The sequence below is a fragment of the Nostoc sp. DedQUE08 genome (assembly GCF_034530895.1).
In the GTDB taxonomy this organism is placed as follows: Bacteria; Cyanobacteriota; Cyanobacteriia; order Cyanobacteriales; family Nostocaceae; genus Nostoc.
Map to the genome: position 1 here is coordinate 1 of NZ_JAVRCD010000006.1, position 19,987 is coordinate 19,987.

Here is a 19,987-nt window from a genome sequence, read left to right on the forward strand (position 1 = left end):
TGAGGCTATTAGCATAATATTTTACCTCTAAAAAACTTTTCAAGCATCCTCTTAGAGGATAAACTGATCGTTGGAGGTAGTAAAGATATATTTGTGCTTGGCAGTTTCTACACTGCGTCTAACCAATTTGCGATTATTCAAGCTTTCGCATCCAGCGAGTTGGACAAGATTCAGATTAAAGGCAATCTATCTGAGTACACGTTAAGATAGAATCGCGACCTTCAGTTGGGAATCGGCGCATTTTACGTGGAGATTCTCTTAAACAGGAACTGGATTGCTGTTGTTCAAGATACCATCAATGTGCTGAATTCCTGATTTATTAGGCACATAAAATATTTATAGATATGCCTGTGGCTATGCCGTAGTGGTCAATATCCAGTATGCTGATATTTAATGCTGAGGCTGTTATGCATCAAAAATACAAGATTTTGCGATCGCACCAGCAGCACGCGGGTTTCAATACGTGACTACAAAATTCTTGCTATAAAAAATGAAAGGTAAAGTAATTTTTTCAAGTAACGCCTTTCGGAGATTTTGAGTTTAGTATAACTTTAAAAAAGTTAATTATAAACAGTAATTTTAGGATAAAACTAGCAAAGATGTCTCCAATAGCTGTTGGTTCTAGTTACTCAGATAATACACTAAAAACAGGAAAAGCCAAGCTCTGGATTTTATTAGTAGGTGTTAACGATTACCAAGATTCGGGCTTACCTTCTTTGCGTTACCCAGCTGTGGATTGCCAAGGGTTAAAAGAAGCACTAATAAAAGCTACACAGGGGTTTCCTAATAAAGAAGTAATTATTCATAATGATTTGGCGGCACAACCGCCGACCTTGGAAACAATTCGTCGCAGCCTGCGACAAATTGTTTCGCAAACTCGATCCGAGGATTCGCTTCTGCTATATTTTTCTGGACATGGCATGTTAGAGCCTAATACTCAGCAGGCTGTACTTTGTTTAGCAGATACTCGCAAAGATGACTTGCTGAGTACGGGCTTGGATTTGCAAGAATTATTACAGATGTTGGAGGGTACTGCGGCAAATCAGCAAATAGTTTGTTTAGACACCTGTCATAGTGGAGACTTCAAGTTATTAAGGGGAAACGCTGGTAGTGCTAGAGACGGAAACATCTCTGATAATTTATTTAATTGTGCCCCAACCTTCATGAAGGTGTTACAACAACGTGCATCACAAAGTAAAGGATTTTGTGCCTTACTATCATGCGATCGAGGACAACAATCCTGGGAATTTCCAGAACTAGGGCATGGTTTATTTACTTACTACTTAATGCAGGGGCTATTAGGTGAAGCCGCTGACTCACAGGGTGTCATCGAAGCCGACGGTCTTTACAAATATGTTTATCGCCAGACGCTGCAATATATTGATAAATTAAATCAGCAACTGCGTCTAATTAATCAGCAAAAGCTCGATCGTGGGGACAGTAAACTCCATCCAGAATATCCCCTGCAAACACCCAAACGAATTGTGGAAGGAGTAGGAGAATTAATTCTTGGATTCAAACCTGATACGGTTGAATCTCACAAACAGCGACGGGCGCTGGTAATCGATGGACTTGCAAATAAGAAAACTACAACAGACTTGAGTCGGCTATTTGCTGGGGCTGGCGGCTTTGAGGTAGAATTTTTTCCTCAGCAAGGCAAATCTTGGTCAGAAATACGAGCAACAATCCAAAACTTTCTACATTGGAGTAGTGAATCAGCAACTAAATCCGTTTCGCAGTTAGGAACAATCAAAAATACACCAACCTCCTTATTATACTTACGCGGGCACATCGAGGAAATCGAAGATGGAGAAGCCTGGTTAGTTTTAGGCGATGGAATGCGTCTAAGTCGTTCTTGGCTAAGACACGAGTTACGACGCGCTGCAAAGTCTCAACAAATAATTATTCTGGATTGTCCTGAGGCTACTTCCCTAAACAACTGGATAGAAGATTTGCATAGCGGCACGGAACAGGGACAATGTATAATTATCGGTGCTTCCACAGCAGAGGAGCCAGAACTATTTTCTCAAACACTTCTAGAAACACTGATTGCAGCCAATCCGCAAGTTGGGTTGTCAATTGCCAAATGGATTACTCAATTACAAACGCATTTATCAGCAAAAGGTGTCGAACTTGATGTCTGGCTATTAGCTACACAAACAGTCATTGATATTTTACCGGGTAATATTGGTATAGTTTTTCAAGATTTACAAGCAAAGGAAGTACCATTAAACGAGGAAAACAAACAGGGAAATCAGGAAAATTTACTGCCCAAAGACGTTAATAATTTACCCAAACTAGAATTTGCTTCCCAGCGATTTCCAAATCATCCCGTCTCTGTTGCTGCTCCTATTGCTGCTGATTATTTAGAAAAAACACAACCTCAATTAAATTTCAAGCTAAACTCAGAACAGTATTCTAAATTAGAACAGTTGCTGAAGCTATCATTAGGGTCGATTGCGCTTACCATTTTAAAAAGAACTTTAAAAAAGGTAACTAACTCTAAAGAATTAGTAGAACAATTAACCTTTTACTTGTTACCAGAACAGCAACAAAGTTTTGAGCAGCAAGCAATAGCTATTTTAAAACAATCTACTGTTGCATCTAAAACCACGTCAGATAATTCTTCAGGCATTGATCCCAGATTTATCAGTAAATGTGAGCGCGAGTTAGCCTATGCAGTTGGACCAATTGCTAATTTTTTAACTCAAAAGATTTTGAAATCTGAACCGCAAATTTCCGTACTAGAATTTGTAAGCAAGTTGGCAGCAAAAATTTCTAATAAGCAGAAGGCTTTAGAGTTTGAACATAGGATGCTTGGTAAATTAAAATAAGTTAGCGAACATTTATCGCTAGCAGCTTGCGGCAAAAAAGTATATCTATCTAGTATTGGTATTATTATTTAACATACTCAGAGCAATTTCTAAACTATACTTCATCCGGTTAAAAGCGTCCGCCAACGCTCCTATTTCATCTTTGTCTTGTTTACCAAAATTGGCATCCATATCACCGATACTCACTTTTTCTGCCACATTAGCCATTCTTTTAAGACGCTGTAGCACTGTCTTTTTTAACAAGAAATTAATAATAATAACGATGATTGTAAAAATAATCCCTAAAAGTCCTAAGATTAGATAAAAAGACCACTGAGCAGTTTTAAAAATTTCCTCAGCCGGAACATAAACAATTTGAGTGGCAACAATTTGATTAAACTTCCACCCAAACCCATGTTCTTTTCCATAGGTTACTAATTGACTTTGAGGAGCCACTTCGGGAGCGCTATGGCAACGCAGACAACTTTGTTCGCCAACTCTAAAAGGTCGAGCGGTATAAAATAATTTATTTTCAAATACATTTCGGAAACCGGATAGACTTTTTAACTCTGGTTGTTGATTAAATTTATTAATAATATCGGCTTCAAATTTGTCCGCCATATCCCTCATATTTGTGGGGTTTGGCGCAGCATCTTTGTAGATAAAATTACTAAATCCTTGGGTTTTACGTAAAATTTCAAAAGTTTCTCTAACAGAGAATGTTGGAATAACTTCTGGAATAAATTGTTCTTGAGTGTCTACTCTCGGTAACAATAATGGTTGTACGCGGTCATTGGTATATTCTCTAAGTGAATTTGCAATTTGCATGGCAATTATTGCTTGAGAAGACACCTCTTGTTCTGCCTTTTGTTCAAGAACGCTCGATAAAGCAGTACCACTAATTAAAATCCCACCGAGAAAAGCTATTATTACAATTAAATTGACTTTTGTTCCAATTTTCATAACTATTTTTAGTATTTAAGGTTCTAGTAATATACTATAACTATAGCAATCCTAAACGAGTGATTCATGTAGCTTAGGAAAGACAAATATTTAATAATAGACAGATAATCAAAACAAGTCTTTGAGGATAGATAAAAGACATTTTGGCAGTTTTTGACTCTTCTTTTCTCTGGCTTTGTGAGAAAACCAGGTGTACTCTACACCCGTTGATGAATCCGCCCACCTGCTTTATAGACTTGTCGCTTATTAATATCAATTTTGAGATTGTCTACAACAATAACTCCCAAACTATAGCAATCCGATTTGATTTCTGAATTAATCGTAGGGACTAGGGACTGGGGATGGTGGGGCCCCCTCTGGGGATAAGGGGTAATGGGGACTGGGAAGAAGGAATAAAGGTGTACCTAGCCTCGCAAAAATCAAATATGAGTCCTATATAAATAGAAGTGATTATTACTTCGCGCTCCTTTGATAACGCCAAACTTGCATCTGAGAAACTACAAAGAAAAGTAATTCCCATCGAATTGGATATCACTGACGATCGCTCTATCGATCGAGCAATAAAAACCCTGCACCAAAAGATTGAGCGCTTAGATGTTTTGATCGATAATGCCGGCGTGTATCCAGACATTGGGTTTACCACTGAAGCGGCGCAGTTTATGGATTGACTCGCGCTGGACGGATCGATCCGGCTCGCTCGATCGAAGCACGACTGAAGTTTGAAGAGATGCTCAGTTATGCAACTCATCTGGGGTTATACGCCGAAGAGATCGGTGCCACTGGTGAGGCGATGGGAAACTTTCCGCAAGCGTTTACCCATCTGGCACTGATTAGCGCTGCATGGAATTTGAATAAGGTTCTTGAAACTTCCTGAAATCAACATAGTGTTGCGTGTAGTAGAAAGTGTCTCTTTGTTTACTTAGGCTTGGCTGGAATTATCTCAAATAATACTTAAGGGAGAAAAGAAGTTACAAGATATCAGTTAATTTTGGGTAATGAGTTTTTAATTAAAGATATTGTATTAGGGCTAAGGAGAGGAAAATGACAAATGATTTAAATTCATACCTACCTGTACCAACTAAGCAAAAATTCGCAGCTACTTTTCATATAGTCAGACCGATTAGCTTTTGGCTACAGTTAGCGCTAGGTGCTATTTCTAGCTTGGCTTTGTTATTGGCTATATTTAGCCGTAATCTCACTCCCCAAACTACAACAAATTCGGTTATGGCTTTTGGAGTATTTTTGGGAACTATGGGAATTTTAGTGCTGTGTTTCCGACTCTATTGGGTGAACCAATACAGGCGTTTAGACAAACTTTTACAGTCGCCTAATCGTGAATTACATCCAAGCAAACAGGACGTGATTCAAGTCTTACAAATTGGCTTAATTGTTAGTGCGATCGGACTGTTATTAGCTTTTTTAGCAGCTGAAGTGACCGTTATTGCTGTACTATCGAAAACTCTAGCTCTGCCTCAAGGAGTGGCAGTCTATAGACCTGAAAATGTCATTCGTTCCCTAGATATTTTTGTGGTTTTAGCAAACGTCAATCTGATTGGCGCTCATTTTGTAGGAGGCGCTACTTCGCTTGGGTTGCTTAACTGGTTGGATCAATAGCCCTGCTTGGAACTTGGTATTTGAACTCTCCTCTGCTCCCCTGCTCCTCTGCACAAGAGCCTGTCTCCACTTAATATTTTTGGGTTGGTATACCAGTAGATTTCTCCAAGCTCCAGGCACGGCATATTAAGGCGATATTCAACCTCACCATTCCATTTGATGAATCTCTGGCATGAATTTTAGAACCTAGAGCAACTGAGTTTGTCTAACCAGTCACGGCGATCGCTGGAGTCGGGGAAGCGGGTTAGCCCGGATTTCTCACCACATTTCGATCGAGCCATTGATGATGAGCGCGATTCGATTTTCGAGTGATGGCTAAATCGGGATGAACTGTTTCTTAGTGAAGTCGTGTTAGTCACTAATAATATAAGTACAACTACACTCAATACAGTTCGGTTAAACTCTAAGCGGTATTGAGAACAGAAAAAGTGAGCGTTTCTAATTTAGCTCCTTGCCCTCTATGTAGTCGATCGACTTTGGCTTGCTTCATACTCTGTATTTGGCGAAAGTATTGAACCATTTTTTATCTTATGCTGCAACGGCTTCCTTGCCATGTTGCCGCAACAGATCCATCAGTTCATCTCGATAGTCGTGGAAGGTGGAATGACGCTTGATCGTGGGGCTACGCTCCGGCAAATTGATGGTCATCACCTTGCGTACTGTGCCAGGACAAGCACCCAAGGCATAGATGCGGTTGGACAGGAAAACGGCTTCCTCGACATCGTGGGTAATCATGAAAATTGTAATGTTGGTGCGCTGCCAGAGGTCAAGTATAAATTCATGCATCGATTCTTTGGTGTGGATATCGAGCGCACCAAACGGCTCATCCATGAGCAACACTTTAGGTTCAGACGCAAGGGCGCGGGCGATCGCAACACGTTGCTTCATCCCACCCGATAGCTCCTTGGGTAGCGAACCGCTAAAGCGGGACAAGCCGACGATGCTGAGAAAGTAGCTTGCCTGTTCGCGTCGCTCTTTTTTAGGAACGCCTTGCAGTTTGAGTCCAAACTCGGTATTTTCTTGCACGTTCATCCAGGGATAGAGCGTGTAGTTCTGAAACACCATGCCGCGATCGGGGCCTGGGCCAGCGATCTGCTTGCCATCAATGCGTACTTCTCCCGATGTCGGGCTATCGAGTCCAGCAATTTGGCGGAGTAGCGTGGATTTGCCGGAACCGGAGGCACCGACCGCGCAAATAAATTCGCCCTGCTCGATTGCCATGTTAATATCTTTGAGAACTACGAGCGTACCGGATTGAGTCGAAAAGTGTTTGTTGAGCTTATTGACTTGTAAAAACATTGGTTTAGCCTCTCTAGGTTAAATGTTCTATCGAGTTGTTTATCGCTGCTGATTTGTCCACTTGCAGGTGACGCGAAGCAGATACTGAAATAACAAATCAAATGTCAATCCGATGATGCCAATCACAATTAGTCCAACAAAGATTTCATCGGTTCGTAAAAATCGACCAGCAACGCTGATGCGTCTTCCTAATCCTTCGTTTGCGGCAATTAATTCTGATACAATCACAAGCTGCCAAGCGGCAGCTAAGTTTATCCGGCAGGCATCCAAAATGCCGGGAAGAACGTGCGGTAAAATCACCTGAGTTAGTGTTGCCCAGCGATCGCCACCCAGCATATAGGTTGCTTCAACCAACTCTTTAGGCACAAACTTTACAGTATCCATCACCATCAACGTATTGAAGAAAAACACGCCGATGAAAATCAGCATAATTTTCGGTTCTTCGCCAATGCCCAAGTAGAGAATCAGCAGTGGAATAAAGGCGGGTGCAGGCATATAGCGCATTAGACCAAATAGCGGCTCTAATAAAGCGCGAATGCTGGGAAAACTCCCCATCAAAATCCCGACTGGAATTGAGAAACTTGCTGCTAACAAAAAGCCAACAGCAACCCGCCAAAGACTTGCTACAGTGTCTTTGAGCAGTTCGCGTGTCATCCACAAGCGCTCAAAGGCTTCTGCAACTTTCGCTGGCGTTGGCAAAAACTTGGGATCGATGTTGCCGAAGCTGGTTACTGCCCACCAGAGCAATAGTGGCAGGGCAATCGAAGTAATGGTTAATACTGTATAAAGGGGCTTAGGGATATCTTCGACCAGCCGCCAAAAAACCGTAGATTTCATGGTTTTTGGTTTGGTGAATGGTTGGAGCGAGCGAGGCGGAGTGCTGTGGCTCATCGTTTAAATTTGGGGTGAGGGATTCAGGCAGACAAGTAACACCGAATTTGCTAGTTTTATCCAGACTTAGTTCGCTTTTGCATATAGGCTTTAACGAAGCGATCGTCAAATAAAAATGTTGTATTCGGTTTGTTTTTCGCCAACCCCACATCAATCAGAAATTGGCTCATTTGCTCGGTAGCATACAGTAAAGAAGCCATGTTGTTGCCAGGTTGAAAAGCTTTCAGATTTTCTTCAACTGTGAAAAGGCGCGTACCATCGGCATATTGTTTGTATTCCTCAACTGGCACACCTGCCCGTTTTGACATGATGATGTAGGCACGATCCTGGTTTTCCCGGATGTAATCGAGCGTGGCAAACCAAGAATCAACAAGTGTCTGAATTTCTTTGGGATGTTCATTCAAAAATTTACGCGACACGACCAAGTGATCGGAAATTGCACCCGGAAAGTCTTTAGAACTGAACAATTCTTTACTACCCGATCGCTGCAATGCCTGTGTTGTAAACGGTGCAAAAACGGCAACTGCATCAACTTGACCGGCAGCAAAAGCAGCAGCCGCTTTTCCTGTTTCCAAAGGCACAAACTGAATGTCTTGGGGCGTTAAGCCAGCTTGTTTCATGCCCAGCAACAGCAAAAAGTGATCGACGGTGCCTTCTTCGGCAGCCACTTTTTTACCACGCAAATCTGCAACGCTGTTGATTCCTCCTGCGACGATCACTTTATCGTTGCCGGTCGAGTTGTCGTTGACTAGCACCACGACTTGATCTGCGCCTCCTGCTACCGAACTGAGCGTATCCCCAAGGGTTTGACTATTGGCATCAATTTGTCCGGCTGCAAGGGTGCTAATGGATTCAAGGTAGCCATCGAACCACTTAAGGTTAACGGTTGTGTTTTTAGTTTTAAAAATTCCTTGCTCTTGAGCAACTTGCCAGGGAAACCAACCCGGCCAAGCGCTAAAGCCCAAGTTTATCGTTCTAGCTTTGCTGTTAACGGCTGCTGCTGCCTCGGCTTCGGTGGTAGTTTTAATATATACTGCTGGGTTTGTGCAGCTTACAGTTAAAGACATAACAACTAAAAATAACAGGCAAGTTGTGAGGAGCGATCGCTTTTTCATAGGCAAAATAATATTTTTTAATTGCAAATAATAAGGTAAAGGGCAATAAACTTGAATTGATATAACAAAGCCCAGAAAGAATCATTCAGCACTTAATAGCTGAAAACTTCCTCCCGGGCTTTTCCCCCGCCGTGTAATAAACTAATCAGGCGCTCAAAATTCACAACCAATTAGCTTACCGACTTCTCTTGGACCAGCATTTGTATATAATCCAGAAACAAGTTCAACACTTGCTCCGTTTAACCCAAACCGGAACCCTAGAAGTCTATAAATTTTGCGTTCAATTAAACTTTTAAATTTTCCAGACAATTGCTCATTTAAGAACCTACTATCTAGAACAAGTAGAATACTGAAAACCTGCATTTGTTTTTTCTTTTCACCGAACACTCTAACAACGAGTGAATTCCCAAATTGTATTAAATGATACGATAATTAAATAAAAGGTGAGGGTTTGTTGATATTTGCATGGTTTTTTCAAAAAAGCGATCGCTGCTCCAGAGCGATCGCGCCTGCCATTTTATTGCTTTTCAATCGCAGATTCAGATAATTTTTAGCTGCACAAGACTGTTAAAAAGTAATTACAGATACAAATTTCTTTGATTACTCCTGCTAAAAACATAATGAACAAATATTGTGTAAAAATGCTAACCTAAATAGGAAACGCCCTATTTACAATATTGTCGAAGTTTAGCAAACTCAAATTACAAACTGAATAAGGATGAGCTTCTAGGGTTCCGATCGCGCCTTTGTGTGTGATGGCTGGTCCAAGAGAAGCAGCCGACTCTGAGCGAGTCGGTCACACGGCGGGAAAAAAGCCCGGGAGAGCCAGACAGTATGACTGTATTGGTAATCTCCTGGGCTTTGTTATTTGAGTCAATCGTTTCTTCAATTCCAGAGGTTGAGCCTTTGGCAATTCCTAAACCGATCGTCCAACCGTAACAAGAGGATTTTATGGTGCAAGCATCTGTTCTGCCGAATATGGGGGTAATCGATCCGAGCCTGATTTTGCTTGATGAAAAGCTGCCTGGTGGTGCGTATTGGCATTACGCGATCAAACGGGGAAACACCTTGCGTGTAACTGATTTGGAAGGATCTCAGGGTGTTTCGATGATTTGCTACAACGCGGATAGCCCCATCGAGCGGGTTAATGTGGCAGATACCGCCAAGATTCAGTTCAACGCCTTCCTCAAAAAGGGCATGGTAATTTACTCTGACATGGGACGCATTTTGTTCTCCATCACAGAGGATACCTCCGGCTATCACGATCTGATTTGTGGTTGCAGCAATGCTGCTAGCAACGCTGCAAAATACGGCGAAGGGCCTTATAACAAATATGGCGAAAGCGATTATAACAACTCCCGCAACAATTTTCTCAAGGCTTTGGGCAAGCGTGGTTTAACCCGCAAAGACTTAATGCCTAACCTCAATTTATTTAGCCGGGTGGCAGTGCGTCCGAATGGAGATTTGGAATATGTCGCAGGCGAGGAAAAACCCGGCAGTTTTATTGATTTGCGGGCGGAAATGAATGTGTTGGTAATTATTTCCAACTGTCCCCATGTATTGCACCCCGATACAGTGTATAAGCCTAAGCCAATTCAGCTTACCGTTTGGAAATCGCCTGCACCTGCACCGGACGATCTGTGCCGCACTGCAAACGAACAAGTGATTCGTGGTTTCACTAACACTGATGCGTTGTTTGCTCAAGAGTAGTTGGGCTGGAATCTGTAACTTAATTTTTTTGCATTTGAAAATAGCACAGGAGTCCCATCATGGTCGCAACATTACCCATTGAACTCGATCCAGCAACAGCAATTTACGATCGCGAGTTGGCTGCCCGTCAGCCCTGGTCTAAAATCATCAAAAAAGGGCAAATTTTACGGATTATCGACTTACTAGGCAATCAAGCTGTTGATACATTATTTTACAACGCTTATGATTCCTCAGAGCGTTATAGCGCTCCCGATACCATTGTCCGTCAAGGCAACATTTTCATTACTACAGGCACTCAGTTGATTTCCAACGAAGGCAACGTGATGATGACTGTCATCCACGATCAGTGTGGCAAACACGATACCTTGGGTGGAGCCTGTAGTATGGAAAGCAACTCAGTGCGTTATGGATTGCACAAGAAGCATCTGCACGCTTGTGTCGAGAATTATTTGCTGGAACTGAGCAAATACGAGATGAACAAACGCGATCTCGTTAGTAATGTGAATTTCTATATGAATGTTCCCGTTAGCGAAGACGGCACATTGGAAATTGTCGATGGTATTTCAGAAGCCGGGAAGATCGTCGATCTGCGGGCAGAGATGGATGTGATGGTGTTGATTTCTAACTGTCCGCAAATCAACAACCCGTGCAATGCTTATAATCCCACACCAATCCGATTAATTGTTTGGGACGCAGTGTAGGCTATCGCGCATTTAATTTGTACAATTAGGGCGGGCAAGATGCCCACCCCATAAGAGATTCCTTTTTTTGAGGATGCAAATTAAAAGATTTTTAGCTTAGTAAGGTGCGTTAGCCTGCGGCGTAACACATCCTACAAAACTTAATTACGTTAGCGTAGCGCGAAGGAGTCCGCGAGCGTAATTACGAATTACGAATTACGAATTACGAATTATCTTAGCGCTGATGTTCAACAAAGTTTTGATTGCTAATCGGGGTGAAATTGCTTGCCGGATTATTCGCACCCTCGATCGCCTCGGTATTGCCTCGGTTGCAGTTTACTCCCAAGCCGATGCCCATGCTGCCCATGTTACTGCGGCTGGGGAAGCTGTCTGTGTGGGAGAAGCTGCGGCGGCACAAAGTTATCTTCGGACTGAGGCGATTTTGGCGGCAGCACAAGCAACCGGTGCTGAGGCGATTCATCCCGGCTATGGCTTTTTGAGCGAGAATGTGGCGTTTGCCGAAGCTTGTGCTGAAGCAGGGATTGTCTTTATTGGCCCCACACCCGATCAACTGCGGCGATTTGGACTCAAACATGAAGCAAGAGCGATCGCCCAAGCTGCTGGAGTGCCACTTGTCCCCGGTAGTTTGTTGCTAGATAATTTGCAGCAAGTCAAACAGGCAGCAGCAGAAATTGGCTACCCTGTGATGATCAAAAGTACCGCAGGGGGTGGCGGTATTGGAATGCAGTTGTGCCGCAGTGAAGACACTTTGGCAGACTTATTTGAAAATGTCCAACGGTTAAGCCGTAATAACTTTAGCCAGAGTGGAGTATTTTTAGAAAAATACATCGAACGGGCGCGGCACATTGAAGTGCAAATTTTTGGTGATGGTGAAGGAAATGTCGTTGCCCTTGGTGAACGCGATTGTTCAACGCAACGGCGCAATCAAAAAGTAATTGAAGAAGCCCCTGCACCGAACATTAGTGATACTCTGCGGCAGCGCTTGTATGAGTCTGCCGTAAAACTCGGTCAGGAAATTCGCTATCAATCGGCGGGTACAGTTGAGTTTATCTACGACGTAGATACCCAACAGTTCTACTTCTTAGAGGTGAATACTCGCTTACAAGTGGAACATGGCGTAACAGAAGCGATTACAGGTGTCGATTTAGTAGAATGGATGGTGCGTCAGGCGGCGGGCGAGTCGCTGGAGTTGACATCCTACCAGTACCAACCGCAAGGACATTCAATTCAGGTGCGGGTTTATGCCGAAGATCCAAATAAAAATTTTCAGCCGAGTTCGGGTGAGTTAACTCAAGTGCAATTTGCTCCTGATATTCGCTGCGATACCTGGATTGCTACTGGCACAAAAGTTTCGCCGTATTACGATCCCTTGTTGGCAAAGGTAATTGTGCATGGAGAAACAAGAGAAGATGCGATCGCTATTCTCCAAACTGCCCTCGCCCAATCTCGCATCGACGGCATTGAAACCAATTTGGAATATCTGCGCCAAATTATTGCCGATTCTACGTTTATTCAGGGCAATATTACCACGAAATTTACCAATACCTTTACCTATCGCCCGAATACAATTGATGTGCTAGTTGCAGGCACGATGACCACCATTCAAGATTATCCTGGACGGGTGGGCTACTGGAATGTTGGTGTACCCCCCTCTGGCCCAATGGATTCTTTAGCGTTTCGGTTGGGCAACCGAATTTTAGGCAATCCAGAATCGGCAGCTGGGTTAGAGTGTACTTTAACTGGCCCTTCTGTGCGCTTCAATTGCGACACGGTAATTTGCCTCACGGGAGCGCAGATGAAAGCTACCCTAGATAAACAGCCGATTTCCTATTGGACGGCAGTTCCGGTAAAAGCAAGAAGTACGCTACGGTTGGGCAACATTCAGGGCGATGGTTTCCGTACATATATTAGCGTGCAAGGCGGGTTTGATGTACCCGATTATTTAGGCAGTAAAGCAACTTTTACGCTGGGTGGGTTTGGCGGACATGGCGGCAGAGCCTTACAGGTGGGCGATGTCCTGAAATTGCATCCCTCTACGTCCCAACCGCAGCCCATTTCCCCGGAATTGATTCCCACCTACTCAAATCATTGGGAAATTGGCGTTTTGTATGGGCCTCACGGTGCGCCGGATTTCTTCACCGATGCAGACATCGAGACTTTTTTCAATACCCATTGGGAAGTACATTACAACTCGGCGCGAACCGGAATTCGGTTGATTGGGCCAAAACCAACCTGGGCGCGACAAGATGGCGGTGAAGCGGGGCTACATCCTTCTAATATTCACGACAATGCTTATGCCGTTGGGACAATTGATTTCACCGGAGATATGCCAATCATCCTGGGTTTGGATGGGCCGAGTTTAGGCGGTTTTGTCTGTCCAGCAACGATCGCAGAAGCAGAACTCTGGAAAATTGGGCAACTCAAACCAGGGAATACGATTCAATTCCGTCGCCTCACCTTTGAGCAAGCATTGCAACAAGAATTACAGTCGGATCGGCAAATCCAAACGTTAGAAGTCGGGGAATCGATTACGATCGCGGCTGACGGTTCCGAATATCAGGCAATTGTAGCAGAAATTCCCGCCGATGATGAGCAAATTGCCGTTATCTACCGTCAAGCTAGTGATAAATATTTGCTGATTGAATACGGAGATTTGGTACTGGATTTAAAGTTGCGTTTCCGGGTGCATGAGTTAATGGTTCATTTGCAAAAGAACCCCATTGATGGGATTTTGGAATTAACGCCGGGAATGCGATCGCTACAAATTCACTACGATAGCCGCATCATTTCGCAATCAAATTTAGTTACCGCATTACAAAACATCGAATCTCATCTACCGGATATTTCCGATCTAGAAGTGCCAACTCGTATTGTACATCTGCCGTTATCCTGGGATGATGAATCTACTCAACTAGCCATTCAAAAATATATGCAGTCGGTGCGAAAAGATGCACCGTGGTGTCCTAGCAATATTGAATTTATTCGGCGGATTAATGGACTGGGTAGCATTGCAGAAGTTAAAGAAATTCTTTTTAATGCCAGTTACTTAGTGATGGGCTTAGGCGATGTTTATCTCGGTGCGCCAGTGGCAGTCCCGCTCGATCCGCGTCATCGCCTCGTCACCACAAAATACAATCCGGCACGTACCTGGACTCCTGAGAATGCAGTCGGCATCGGTGGTGCATATCTCTGCGTTTATGGCATGGAGGGGCCGGGTGGCTATCAGTTTGTTGGACGCACCGTGCAGATGTGGAATCGCTACAAACAAACCGCAGATTTTAAAGATGGTAAACCCTGGCTGTTACGATTTTTCGATCAAATTCGGTTTTATCCAGTTTCTCACGGGGAGCTAATGCGCCACCGAGAGGATTTTATTGAAGGCAAGTTCAAACTAAAAGTTGAAGAAACCACGTTTAAATTTGGCGACTATCAACAGTTTTTGCAAGAAATTGCCCAAGAAACAACGAAATGCCAAACCCGCCAGCGAATTGCCTTTCGAGAAGAACGCGATCGCTGGACAGCTACAGCCGAAGATGAAAACACACTTGTCGCCGCCGATCCCCCACCAGCAGCAACAACAACTATTCCTGATGATTGCTACGCTCTAACCGCCCCAACAACGGCAAACGTCTGGCAGGTGTTAATCAAACCAGGCGATCGCATTACGGAAGACACGGGTGTAATTGTGTTGGAAGCAATGAAGCAGGAAATGACTCTGTTACCGGACGATCCAGGAACGGTAGTACAAGTCCTCTGCGAACCGGGGCAACTCGTCACCGCCGGACAGATATTAGCAATTATCCGAGGAGAAGCACCATGACGGACTTTGTCAGCCTGGATATTGAATCGCTGCTTACAGCTTATCGATCCGCTCAATTGCAACCCACGGATGTCATTGAGGAAATTTATCGCCGGATTGCTGCACGGGGAAACGATGCCGTCTGGATTCATCTATTACCACAAGCAGAAGCGATCGCTCAAGCTCAAGTTCTCGCTGGCAGAAATTTAGATGACTTGCCCCTCTACGGTATCCCCTTCGCCGTGAAAGATAACATCGATGTGGCGAAAATGCCCACGACTGCTGCCTGTCCAGCCTACAGCTACATTCCAGAAAAAACGGCAACGGTAGTCGATCGCTTACTGCAAGCCGGGGCAATTTTGATCGGCAAAACCAATCTCGATCAATTTGCCACGGGGTTAGTCGGAGTGCGATCGCCTTATGGAGCCTGTAGCAGTGTTTTCCACGACGATTATATTTCCGGTGGCTCTAGTTCTGGTTCGGCAGTGGCAGTCGCGGCGGGGTTAGTAAGCTTTTCTCTAGGCACTGATACAGCAGGTTCTGGACGAGTTCCAGCAGCATTTAACAACATTGTCGGACTCAAGCCTACCAGAGGTGTATTAAGTACTTCCGGCGTAGTGCCTGCCTGTCGTTCGCTCGATTGCGTTTCCATTTTCACATTGAATTGCCAAGATGCTGCGATCGTCTGGCAAGTTGCCGGTGGCTTTGATGCCAGCGATAGTTATTCTCGCCAAATTCCACCACAAACCGCAGCAATTCCATCATCATTTTCCTTTGGAGTCCCCAAGCCAGATCAATTGAAGTTCTTCGGTGATGCAGCCGCAGCAGATTTGTATGAGCAAGGATTACAGAGGTTAAAAGCGATCGGCGGAAATCTTGTAGAAATTGATTTTCAGCCCTTCCACCAAGCTGCTGATTTACTCTACTCTGGTGCCTGGGTAGCAGAACGACTCGCTGCTATTCAATCGTTCTTTGAAACTCAAGCTGATGCCATGCATCCCGTTGTCCGCCAAATAATTAGCAATGGTTTACGCTACACAGCAGTAGATACTTTCAAAGGTTTTTACGCTTTAGAAGCACTCAAGCAAGAAGCAGCACAGCAGTGGCAAAAAGTCAACATTCTAGCGTTACCTACCACCGGGACAATCTACACCAAAGCGGAAGTAGAAGCTGATGCGATCGCCCTCAACACTAACCTTGGCTACTACACCAACTTTGTCAACTTGATGGACTTGTGTGCGATCGCCCTTCCCTCTGGCTTTCGTGCCAATGGTTTGCCTACTGGCATCACTTTAATCGGGCAAAGTTTTCAAGACCTATCCCTGTGCCAATTGGGTATCCGCTATCACCATCAGATGGGCGTTACTTATGGCAAAACAACTTCTCTAAAGATTTCCCCATGACAATTACATCCACTAATCTGATTACTATTGCTGTTGTTGGCGCTCATCTCACTGGACAACCCTTAAACTATCAACTGCAAGAGCGCCATGCCACCCTACTAAAAACCTGCAAAACCGCCCCTACCTATCGTTTTTATGCCCTTGCCAATACCCAACCACCCAAACCTGGATTAATAAAAGTTCTTGATGGTTCTGGGGTAGGCATTGAAATAGAAGTTTGGCAACTGAGTGCAGAGGGCTTTGGTACTTTTGTCGCCGCCGTACCCCCACCCCTAGTGATTGGCACCTTAGACCTGGGAGACGGTTCCTCAGTCAAAGGATTTTTGTGTGAACCCTATGTGATTCCCGATGCACAAGATATTTCCCAGTATGGCGGGTGGCGCAATTATCTTGCTAGTTTGTCAGATTCCTGAAGCGATGACCAAGCCCCGTTGGGGCGGGGTTACAGGTTTGTTTTTTCCGGCGTTTTCTCCCCGTTGTTGGCGGTTGCTCTAAAGTCTTAGGTTCAAAAGATGCTAATTGTGAATTGGTATTAGGCTTTGAGTGGAATGGCACGCTTGTAAAGCTGAAAGCTCGTCTGGGCAGGGTGTTGGGGGTAGGGTGTTGGGTGTAGGGAAAAATCAAGAAAAGTGAACAGGGTGCAGGTTGTATTGGGTGTGGGGTGTAGGGAAATTAAGACAGACACTCCGGGTGGGGCTTTTACCTGCCTTGCGAAATAAGGATTTTTCGTGCGCGTGGGGCGAGGCTTTAAACCTGCACCCTACACCCTACACCCTACACCCTAACCCCTGCCCTGAACAGGTTTCAGCTTTACAAGCGTGCTATTCGGCTTTGAGTGTCAAATCGATTAATTCAACTTGGTACTATAGTTTTGAAAAATAAATTCTGATTAAAGGGGAATATGAATGGCGATCGCTATTCGACAAGCTCCTGACGACGAACTTGAGGCGCTGATTCCGATACTACTGTTGGCAGAACAATCGGAGCGTGCACTGCGATGGGGGCTTGCTAACCTCGTTGATGCTGTATATCGTATGGACGACAGCGAACACTTGGTTGGTGCAGCAACAATGAAATGGCGCAGCGATCCCTGCGAAATTATGGAACTGGCTATAGCCCGTGAGTTTCAAGGGCAGGGTTTAGGTAAGGAGTTCATTGCTTGGTTGGTTAAAGAGGCAAGGCAACGCGGCAAGAGGCAGATGCTCGTTGGCACATCTAATTCAAGTATTGCCAACATTGCTTTTTATCAAAAGTGTGGATTTCGGATGGATTGTGTGCGCCAGGACTACTTTTGGTATTTACCTCAGCCAAGCTACGAAAACAGCATTCAGATTCAGGACTTGCTCGTATTTCGTTTCGATTTAGTGCCATGCTCAACTACAAAAAAACAAACTCAAAGAGGAAAAGCAAATTAGGTAAGAAAGCTACGGTAGAATTAGTTTTTCGGGATAAAGAGGAAGAATGGCAGGAATGATGGTTCCCACTTAAGTACTGCCTGCTCACCGAAAAATTTACAGATTAATTGAGATAGTAGCCTAGATATAGGTATGGCTACTTTAAGTTTGAGTGACTAGTGCTATGTATATTGAATCATTATCGATAGCAACCTTGGAGCAAGCAATTCAGTTAAGAGACGAGGTTTTTCCAGGCGTGAGTAATAGTAGTGATGGACAATCGCTGGTGGCAAGTTTATATCTAGATGAATATGCTCAATGGTTTTCAAACAGCGGAATTACTCAACTCAATTACTGGGTTGCTATCGATGAGGAATCTTTCCAAGTAATTGGGTTGACTGGGTTATACTGCAAAAGCGAAGACGAACAAGAAGCTAACTGGTTAGGCTGGTTTTGTGTAGCATCACGATTTCGAGGAAAAGGAATTGGAAAAGAGCTATTAGACTTTACCATCGACTTAGCACAAGCAAAACTAAAAAGGTACTTACGTTTGTATACTTGGGAACATCCCTCTTCTTACGTAGCTCGGATGCTTTATCTCAAACGCGGTTTTTACCAAATTGGTGAATCTCTAAACAACAGTGGATTTAAAACTATCTATCTTGAACTCCAACTCGATAGCATTATTCATAGTGGATGAGGAAATTCATCTGGTTACGATACTGCTCGGTTAAGCAAATAAACGCTTGTCGCCGCTTCTGAGATATCAAATGGGTTCTATACAGTATCATCCAGAAAGCCGCACTCAGCGCAATCCCAATGCACCCGCGCTGACCAGTCGCGGTCAAACTCATATCCACATTGGGGACACTTGCCAGTAATGCAGCAACAGATGTAAATGCAGACCCCACAGTTAAGATGAAGACGGCTACGATTCTGGATATGTGTTTGAGCATGAAATTCTCTTAGGCGGTAAAGAAATTAACTCTTGCTGGACTCTTGTGTAGACACAACCATCCAACAACAATTCTTTTACCACCTTGAGTCAGAACTTATAAAGTGATTTAAAGCACAATGTAACAACTATTCATAGCCAGTAAAAAGATTGCTCTCAAGTTTTTTACCCTGCCCCCAATCAAGCGAACGCGAGTAGCGTCTCGTAGAGAGGAAAATAGAGCGATCGCTGTTTAGTCTAGTACATGAAAGATACCACTAAGCAATTTAACGCTCTTGATTTGGGATCAATCTCTGGCATTTTGCTTTAGATACTGGCGCACTCCAGCACTCATTGCTAGTAGGTTAGGTTGTATATTTTTTCCTAAAAAATCTTCAACTACATTAGCAATTGTACTTGTGAGGAAGAATGGTACTCCGTTGATTTGTTTTGGGTCAATTGCTAGTTCACCACGGCTTTCAATTATTGTCGTATTGCCGTCTGATAGAAAGCGATTCTTGCCAGAACACTTAACTGCTTTTGTGAAAGCGTGAGTTTCAATACGCCATTCAACTGTAAATAGAGCCTGATTCCACGTATTGTATTCTGTCCACGAGAGCATTTCTTCACTGAGGATAACTCTGGCTGCTGCTGGAATTTCGCTACCACCATGCCACTCATTAACAGTATAAATATTACTGCCTACTTCACTACGTGATTTAACTTCGATGTCGCGCACGTTTGGCATATAGGGAACTAGTTCAACCAGTTTGTCACGATAGGTAGCATAAACCAGGGAACGGGGAAAAGGAATTTGAGTATTAGCACAGATGAGCATTAATTAATACCATATCCAAACATAGACATAACAAAGAATTGCCGAGAATTTAGCGATGGCGTAACCGCCCACCAGAGGCGATCGCAATATAACTATTTTTCACAGTAGCATTTCAAATCCAGTAAAAAGCTACTTTTTTTGTTGCATCGGGTCAGGTCACAAAGTGGCAGAATAAATCGGCGAAGTCTGCCGTGACATCGAAAAGCTTTGCTGTGTATAGCGGACATGATATCAAAATAAGGTGAGATTTAATAACTTAAGTCTTGAAATATGAAAAGATAGTCAGATAAGAAAAGCGCTGAGTCAGCAGCGCAGTTAGGAAATTGGTAGGTTTATACAATAAAGCTAGTATGCTGGCACTAACTGTATAGACTGATCGAAAAGTTTAGTTAACAGCCATCTCTTGTATCGCTGTTAATTGAACTTTATCACCCTTGTATTTGCGATCGCCCAGACTGGAAACGGGACTATGCACGCTATCCATTCCGCCCAATCGAGCGCTTTGGCCTCAGT

General features: G+C 43.8%; 16 protein-coding genes and 1 riboswitch. Of the genes, 11 read left to right on the forward strand and 5 right to left on the reverse strand.

The window, feature by feature from the left end; translation table 11 throughout:
- Positions 1–599 precede the first annotated feature (599 nt).
- Positions 600–2,834, forward strand: coding sequence for a caspase domain-containing protein (locus tag RMY64_RS05640; RefSeq protein WP_322670143.1), 2,235 nt, complete (start codon positions 600–602; stop codon positions 2,832–2,834).
- 45 nt (positions 2,835–2,879) lie between these two features.
- Here the strand turns inward: RMY64_RS05640 and RMY64_RS05645 are convergent, their stop codons facing one another.
- Complete coding sequence (locus tag RMY64_RS05645) at positions 2,880–3,776, reverse strand: c-type heme family protein (protein ID WP_322670142.1); 897 nt, start codon at positions 3,774–3,776, stop codon at positions 2,880–2,882.
- A gap of 446 nt (positions 3,777–4,222) precedes the next feature.
- Here RMY64_RS05645 and RMY64_RS05650 point away from each other — a divergent pair, with 446 nt between their 5' ends.
- The 3 genes from RMY64_RS05650 (at position 4,223) to RMY64_RS05660 (ending at position 5,390) form a co-directional block, all read left to right on the forward strand.
- Entirely contained in the window at positions 4,223–4,444 is a 222-nt protein-coding gene (locus RMY64_RS05650; RefSeq protein WP_322670141.1) for an SDR family NAD(P)-dependent oxidoreductase, read from the forward strand.
- On the forward strand, positions 4,441–4,650 hold the full coding sequence (locus tag RMY64_RS05655) for a glycoside hydrolase family 15 protein (RefSeq protein ID WP_322670140.1): 210 nt from the start codon (positions 4,441–4,443) through the stop codon (positions 4,648–4,650). Before RMY64_RS05650 ends, RMY64_RS05655 begins: the two co-directional genes overlap by 4 nt.
- Positions 4,651–4,817: 167 nt before the next feature.
- Entirely contained in the window at positions 4,818–5,390 is a 573-nt protein-coding gene (locus RMY64_RS05660; protein ID WP_322670139.1) for a DUF3611 family protein, read from the forward strand.
- Between the two features lie 528 nt (positions 5,391–5,918).
- Here RMY64_RS05660 and RMY64_RS05665 read toward each other — a convergent pair.
- The 3 genes from RMY64_RS05665 to RMY64_RS05675 form a co-directional block, all read right to left on the reverse strand.
- The gene (locus tag RMY64_RS05665) at positions 5,919–6,689 is read right to left on the reverse strand and encodes an ABC transporter ATP-binding protein (protein ID WP_322691589.1); all 771 of its coding nucleotides are present in this window, start codon (positions 6,687–6,689) and stop codon (positions 5,919–5,921) included.
- A gap of 39 nt (positions 6,690–6,728) precedes the next feature.
- Positions 6,729–7,526 carry an ABC transporter permease gene (locus tag RMY64_RS05670; protein WP_322684022.1) on the reverse strand — a complete coding sequence of 266 codons (798 nt, stop codon included), beginning with the start codon at positions 7,524–7,526 and terminating at the stop codon, positions 6,729–6,731.
- A 110-nt stretch (positions 7,527–7,636) separates the two neighbouring features.
- Positions 7,637–8,695 (reverse strand): ABC transporter substrate-binding protein, encoded by a 1,059-nt coding sequence (locus RMY64_RS05675; protein ID WP_322699623.1) that lies wholly within the window; start codon positions 8,693–8,695, stop codon positions 7,637–7,639.
- A gap of 715 nt (positions 8,696–9,410) precedes the next feature.
- Positions 9,411–9,520, forward strand: a riboswitch (guanidine-I (ykkC/yxkD leader).
- Positions 9,521–9,646: 126 nt separating this feature from the next.
- On the opposite strand from RMY64_RS05675, the gene RMY64_RS05680 reads away from it, so the two are divergent.
- The 7 genes from RMY64_RS05680 to RMY64_RS05710 all read left to right on the forward strand — a co-directional run bounded on the left by RMY64_RS05680 (position 9,647) and on the right by RMY64_RS05710 (position 18,402).
- Complete coding sequence (locus RMY64_RS05680) at positions 9,647–10,405, forward strand: urea amidolyase associated protein UAAP1 (RefSeq protein ID WP_322699536.1); 759 nt, start codon at positions 9,647–9,649, stop codon at positions 10,403–10,405.
- A 59-nt stretch (positions 10,406–10,464) separates the two neighbouring features.
- Positions 10,465–11,106, forward strand: a complete 642-nt coding sequence (locus tag RMY64_RS05685; protein ID WP_322684024.1) for an urea amidolyase associated protein UAAP2 — start codon at positions 10,465–10,467, stop codon at positions 11,104–11,106.
- Positions 11,107–11,329: 223 nt separating this feature from the next.
- Positions 11,330–14,926 carry an urea carboxylase gene (uca, locus tag RMY64_RS05690; protein WP_322699537.1) on the forward strand — a complete coding sequence of 1,199 codons (3,597 nt, stop codon included), beginning with the start codon at positions 11,330–11,332 and terminating at the stop codon, positions 14,924–14,926.
- Positions 14,923–16,308, forward strand: coding sequence for an allophanate hydrolase (gene atzF / locus RMY64_RS05695; protein WP_322699538.1), 1,386 nt, complete (start codon positions 14,923–14,925; stop codon positions 16,306–16,308). The genes uca and atzF overlap by 4 nt, the downstream gene beginning before the upstream one ends.
- On the forward strand, positions 16,305–16,721 hold the full coding sequence (locus RMY64_RS05700) for a hypothetical protein (protein ID WP_322691595.1): 417 nt from the start codon (positions 16,305–16,307) through the stop codon (positions 16,719–16,721). Before atzF ends, RMY64_RS05700 begins: the two co-directional genes overlap by 4 nt.
- Before the next feature lie 492 nt (positions 16,722–17,213).
- Positions 17,214–17,723 carry a GNAT family N-acetyltransferase gene (locus RMY64_RS05705; RefSeq protein ID WP_322670130.1) on the forward strand — a complete coding sequence of 170 codons (510 nt, stop codon included), beginning with the start codon at positions 17,214–17,216 and terminating at the stop codon, positions 17,721–17,723.
- A gap of 163 nt (positions 17,724–17,886) precedes the next feature.
- Entirely contained in the window at positions 17,887–18,402 is a 516-nt protein-coding gene (locus RMY64_RS05710) for a GNAT family N-acetyltransferase (RefSeq protein WP_322691596.1), read from the forward strand.
- A gap of 541 nt (positions 18,403–18,943) precedes the next feature.
- Here the strand turns inward: RMY64_RS05710 and RMY64_RS05715 are convergent.
- Positions 18,944–19,474 (reverse strand): hypothetical protein, encoded by a 531-nt coding sequence (locus RMY64_RS05715; RefSeq protein ID WP_322684030.1) that lies wholly within the window; start codon positions 19,472–19,474, stop codon positions 18,944–18,946.
- Positions 19,475–19,987 lie beyond the last annotated feature (513 nt).

Coding starts and splice junctions, on each gene's coding strand:
- RMY64_RS05640 (WP_322670143.1), top strand. CDS start 600: ATGTCTCCAATAGCTGTTGGTTCTAGTTACTCAGATAATACACTAAAA.
- RMY64_RS05645 (WP_322670142.1), bottom strand. CDS start 3,776: ATGAAAATTGGAACAAAAGTCAATTTAATTGTAATAATAGCTTTTCTC.
- RMY64_RS05660 (WP_322670139.1), top strand. CDS start 4,818: ATGACAAATGATTTAAATTCATACCTACCTGTACCAACTAAGCAAAAA.
- RMY64_RS05665 (WP_322691589.1), bottom strand. CDS start 6,689: ATGTTTTTACAAGTCAATAAGCTCAACAAACACTTTTCGACTCAATCC.
- RMY64_RS05670 (WP_322684022.1), bottom strand. CDS start 7,526: ATGAAATCTACGGTTTTTTGGCGGCTGGTCGAAGATATCCCTAAGCCC.
- RMY64_RS05675 (WP_322699623.1), bottom strand. CDS start 8,695: ATGAAAAAGCGATCGCTCCTCACAACTTGCCTGTTATTTTTAGTTGTT.
- RMY64_RS05680 (WP_322699536.1), top strand. CDS start 9,647: ATGGTGCAAGCATCTGTTCTGCCGAATATGGGGGTAATCGATCCGAGC.
- RMY64_RS05685 (WP_322684024.1), top strand. CDS start 10,465: ATGGTCGCAACATTACCCATTGAACTCGATCCAGCAACAGCAATTTAC.
- uca (WP_322699537.1), top strand. CDS start 11,330: ATGTTCAACAAAGTTTTGATTGCTAATCGGGGTGAAATTGCTTGCCGG.
- atzF (WP_322699538.1), top strand. CDS start 14,923: ATGACGGACTTTGTCAGCCTGGATATTGAATCGCTGCTTACAGCTTAT.
- RMY64_RS05700 (WP_322691595.1), top strand. CDS start 16,305: ATGACAATTACATCCACTAATCTGATTACTATTGCTGTTGTTGGCGCT.
- RMY64_RS05705 (WP_322670130.1), top strand. CDS start 17,214: ATGGCGATCGCTATTCGACAAGCTCCTGACGACGAACTTGAGGCGCTG.
- RMY64_RS05710 (WP_322691596.1), top strand. CDS start 17,887: ATGTATATTGAATCATTATCGATAGCAACCTTGGAGCAAGCAATTCAG.
- RMY64_RS05715 (WP_322684030.1), bottom strand. CDS start 19,474: ATGCTCATCTGTGCTAATACTCAAATTCCTTTTCCCCGTTCCCTGGTT.